Origin of the sequence: Vibrio sp. T20 (assembly GCF_007858795.1) — a bacterium.
GTDB classification, from domain to species: domain Bacteria; phylum Pseudomonadota; class Gammaproteobacteria; order Enterobacterales; family Vibrionaceae; genus Vibrio; species Vibrio satsumensis.
In genome coordinates this window covers 1-273 of record NZ_VFEB01000079.1, presented here as the reverse complement: position 1 = coordinate 273, position 273 = coordinate 1, and the positions used below count along the sequence as shown (strand labels likewise).

Sequence of the window (273 nt, the reverse complement as noted above, 5' to 3'; positions counted from 1 at the left end):
GCTTGTAATCAGCAAGTGTTCAAAATTTAAAGCCTGGCGATGTCCTACTCTCACATGGGGAAGCCCCACACTACCATCGGCGCTATTGTGTTTCACTTCTGAGTTCGGCATGGAATCAGGTGGGTCCACAATGCTATGGTCGCCAAGCAAATTCTGTTTAATTGACGCCTCTGCGACAATTAATAATTCGGAAAGCTGTTTCTCTATTCAATAGAGTAATAAAAGTCTCTTCAAACGCATTCAAGGTCTGTCTCTTTGAGTCCACAAAACCCC

General features: G+C 44.0%; 1 rRNA gene. It reads right to left on the bottom strand.

Going from position 1 to position 273, the window contains the following annotated elements:
- Positions 1–31: 31 nt before the first annotated feature.
- Positions 32–147: ribosomal RNA gene (rrf, locus tag FTW16_RS07370) — 5S ribosomal RNA — on the bottom strand.
- Between the last annotated feature and the right edge of the window lie 126 nt (positions 148–273).